This is a genomic window from Rhodosalinus sp., assembly GCF_041685465.1.
Classification (GTDB): domain Bacteria; phylum Pseudomonadota; class Alphaproteobacteria; order Rhodobacterales; family Rhodobacteraceae; genus Rhodosalinus.
This window is the reverse complement of the sequence record NZ_JAWLFS010000280.1, coordinates 1-3564: the sequence shown is the minus strand read 5'-3', so window position 1 is coordinate 3564 and position 3564 is coordinate 1. Positions and strand designations below refer to the sequence as shown.

Annotated in this window: 2 protein-coding genes; both read left to right on the top strand. The window is 69.8% G+C overall.

The features are described from left to right. The first annotated feature begins 144 nt into the window (after positions 1-144). A complete protein-coding gene (locus ACESL7_RS14375) occupies positions 145-1383 on the top strand; it encodes an aspartate kinase (RefSeq protein ID WP_372893988.1) in 1239 nt (412 codons plus the stop codon). A 97-nt stretch (positions 1384-1480) separates the two neighbouring features. Next, a partial coding sequence (locus tag ACESL7_RS14370) for a putative PEP-binding protein (protein WP_372893987.1) occupies positions 1481-3564 on the top strand: 2084 nt, incomplete at its 3' end.

Sequence of the window (3564 nt, the reverse complement as noted above, 5' to 3'; positions counted from 1 at the left end):
AAGAACGGCGCGAAAAGCGTGAGCGCGAGGCGGTAGAGCAGCATCATGTCTGCCTAGTGGCGCCCCCTGCCGCCTGCAAGCGCCCCCTTGCGCGGCGCGCGCGGCTTGCCTAAGGGGCAGCGACTCCGACCCGAGGCAGGCCCGATGTCCGTGCTCGTGATGAAATTCGGCGGCACCTCCGTCGCCACGCTCGACCGCATCCGCCGCGCCGCCAAGCGCGTCGGCCGCGAGGTCGCGAACGGGCACCGGGTGATCGTCATCGTCTCGGCGATGTCGGGCAAGACGAACGAACTCGTCGGCTTCGTCAACGAGACCTCGCCGCTCTACGACGCGCGGGAATACGACGCCGTGGTGAGCTCGGGCGAGAACGTCACCGCCGGGCTCATGGCGCTGACGCTGCAGGAAATGGATGTCCCCGCCCGCAGCTGGCAGGGCTGGCAGGTGCCGGTGCGCACGACCTCGGCCCACGGCGCCGCGCGGATCGAGGAAATCCCCGACGACAACATCCGCCGCAAGTTCGACGAGGGGATGAAGGTCGCCGTGGTCGCGGGCTTTCAGGGGGTGAGCCCCGAGGGGCGGATCACCACGCTGGGCCGGGGCGGCAGCGACACCACCGCGGTCGCCTTCGCCGCCGCCTTCGACGCGGTGCGCTGCGACATCTACACGGATGTGGACGGGGTCTATACCACGGACCCGCGCGTGTCGGAGAAGGCGCGCAAGCTCGACCGCATCGCCTTCGAGGAGATGCTGGAGCTGGCGAGCCTCGGGGCGAAGGTGCTGCAGACCCGCTCGGTCGAACTGGCCATGCGCTACAAGGTGAAGCTCCGCGTGCTGTCGAGCTTCGGCGAACAGGACGACGCGGCCGGCACGCTGGTCTGCGACGAGGAGGACATCATGGAATCGAAACCCGTCTCCGGCGTCGCCTTCTCGCGCGACGAGGCGCAGATGACGCTTATCTCGGTCGCCGACCGCCCCGGCATCGCGGCGGCGATCTTCGGCCCGCTTTCGGATGCCGGCGTGAACGTGGACATGATCGTGCAGAACATCTCGGAAGAGGGGCGCACGGACATGACCTTTTCGCTGCCCACCGATCAGGTGGCGCGCGCGGAAAAGGCGCTGCTCGACGCGCGCGCGGCCGGCGGGCTCGACTTCCGCGATCTCGTCTCGAACATGGACGTGGCCAAGGTCTCGGTCGTGGGCATCGGGATGCGCAGCCAGTCGGGCGTCGCCGCGCGCATGTTCCGCGTGCTCTCCGACGAGGGGATCAACATCAAGGTGATCACCACCTCCGAGATCAAGATCTCGGTGCTGATCGACCGGAAGTACATGGAGCTCGCCGTGCAGGCACTTCATGACGCCTTCGAGCTGGAAAAACCGGCCTGAGCGCGGATTCCCGCGCAAAGGTCGTTTCACCCTCCCCTCCGGTTGTGATCTAAGCGACGGCGGGCCATTTCCCACCGGGCAGCGACGGGCGCAGGCAATGCCGGACAGATCGGAAAGCGAAAGCCGAAAGCTGCTCGGCCGTCTGCGCGACGCGATGGCGAGCGCGGGCGCCGGGCAGGAGCGGCTCGACCGGATCACCACCCTCGTCGCGGAGTCGATGGGCTCGGAAGTGTGCTCGATCTACCTGTTCCGCGACCGGGAGACGCTGGAGCTTTGCGCAACGGAGGGCCTGCGCGCCGAGGCGGTACATCAGACGCGGATGCGCCTCGGCGAGGGGCTCGTGGGCCGCGTCGCGCGGACGGGGCGCACGATAAACACCGCCGACGCCCCCTCGGCGCGCGGCTTCCGCTACATGCCCGAGACCGGCGAGGAGGCCTATTCGAGCTTCCTCGGCGTGCCGATCCAGCGCCTCGGCGAGACGCTCGGCGTGCTCGTGGTGCAGTCGAAGGAAGCGCGCGAGTTCACCGCCGACGAGCTTTACGCGCTCGAGGTCGTGGCGATGGTCGTGGCCGAGATGACCGAGCTCGGGGCCTTCGTCGGCGAGGGCTCGGCGCTCGAGGCGCCGCACCAGCAGCCGGTGACCTTCCGCGCGAGCGTGGGGCAGGAAGGGGTCACGCTGGGCCACGTCTGGCTGCACGAGCCGCGCGTCGTGGTCACCCGCCCGATCGCGGACGACCCGGATGCGGAGCGCGAACGCCTGACCGAAGCGGTCGAGCGGCTGCGCGTGGGCGTGGACCGGATGCTCGACGGCGCGGCGGGCGGCGACGTCGCGCAGCTCAAGGTGCTCGAGGCCTACCGCATGTTCGCCAACTCCCGCGGCTGGCTGCGCCGCATGGAGGAAAGCATCGCCTCCGGTCTCTCGGCCGAGGCCGCGGTCGAGAAGGAACAGTCCGCGGCGCGCGCCCGGCTCGGTCAGGTCACGGATGCCTACCTGCGCGACCGGCTGCACGATCTCGACGACCTTTCGCACCGCCTGCTGCGGCTGCTCACGGGTCAGGGACAGGCCGCCGAGAGCGAGATGCCCGCCGATCCGGTCCTCGTCGCGCGCAACATCGGTCCGGCAGAGCTTCTGGATTACGGCCGCCGCCTCAAGGGCGTGGTGCTCGAGGAGGGCTCGGTCGGCAGCCACGCCGCGGTCGTGGCGCGCGCGCTGGCCATTCCGCTTCTCGTGCAGGCCGACCGCATCGCCACGGAGGCGCTGAACGGCGACCTGATCGCGCTCGACGCGGACCAGGGCATCGCGCATCTGCGTCCCGACGAAAGCGTGGCGACCGCCTTCCGCGACAAGATGGCGATGCAGGCGGCCGCGCAGGAACGCTACGCCTCGATCCGCGACAAGCCGGCGGAGGCGCGCTGCGGCACGGTGATCGGCCTGCAGATGAACGCGGGGCTGATGGCCGACCTGCCCTCGCTCGAAAGCTCGGGCGCGGAGGGCGTGGGCCTTTTCCGCACGGAACTGCAATTCCTCATCCGAAGCCAGATGCCGCGCCGCTCGGAACTCTCGGCGCTCTACGCGCGGATCATGGCGGCGGCGCAGGGCAAGCGCGTGGTCTTCCGCACGCTCGACATCGGGTCGGACAAGGTGCTGCCCTACATGAATTCGGTGGACGAGCCGAACCCGGCGCTCGGCTGGCGCGCGATCCGGGTCGGCCTCGACAAGCCGGGCGTGCTGCGGATGCAGCTGCAGGCGCTGGTGCGCGCCGCGGCGGGCGCGCCGCTGGCTGTGATGTTCCCCTTCATCGCGCAGTACGAGGAATGGCGCGCCGCGCGCGCCGAAATGGACAAGGCGCTGGAGCGCGAGCGCATCCTCGGCCACCCCCTCCCCGCCTCCCTCGAGGTGGGCGCCATGCTGGAGACGCCGAGCCTCGCCTTCGCCTCGCACCGCTTCTTCGAGGAGGTGGAGTTCATCTCGATCGGCGGCAACGACCTGAAGCAGTTCTTCTTCGCCGCCGACCGGGAGAACGAGCTGGTGCGCCGGCGCTACGACACGCTCAACGTCAGCTTCCTGACCTTCATCGAGCAGATCGTGACCCGCTGCACGGAGGCCGGCACGCCGCTCTCCTTCTGCGGCGAGGACGCGGGCCGCCCGATCGAGGCGCTCTGCCTCGCCGCGATGGGCAT